Genomic DNA, 395 nt, shown 5'->3' on the forward strand with positions numbered 1-395 from the left:
GCCCTTCAGCCCGTCGACCACAGCCAGCAGGATGTCCTCGACGCCCCGGTTCTTCAATTCATTCAGGACGCGCAGCCAGAACCTGGCGCCTTCGTTCTGTTCGATCCACAGACCCAGCACCTCCTTGGCGCCGTCGGCCCGCACGCCGATGGCCACATGGATGGCCTTGTTGCGGACCAGCCCTTCGTCCCGGATCTTGACCCGGATGGCATCCAGGAAGACCAGCGGGTAGACCGCCTCCAAAGGCCGGTTCTGCCACGTCGTCACCTCGTCGATCACCGCATCCGTCACCGTGGAGATCAGGTCGGCCGACACCTCGATGCCATAGAGCTCCCGCAGGTGCCCCGTGATCTCCCGCGTCGACATGCCCCGTGCGTACATTGAGATGATCTTCT

General features: G+C 63.5%; 1 protein-coding gene. It reads right to left on the reverse strand.

The genetic code is table 11. The annotated features are described in order from the left end of the window. Positions 1-395, reverse strand: a 395-nt coding sequence (locus EJ903_RS26555; RefSeq protein ID WP_174237371.1) for an IS256 family transposase, incomplete at both ends; no start/stop codon positions are given.

The organism is Azospirillum griseum, from assembly GCF_003966125.1.
GTDB lineage: Bacteria > Pseudomonadota > Alphaproteobacteria > Azospirillales > Azospirillaceae > Azospirillum > Azospirillum griseum.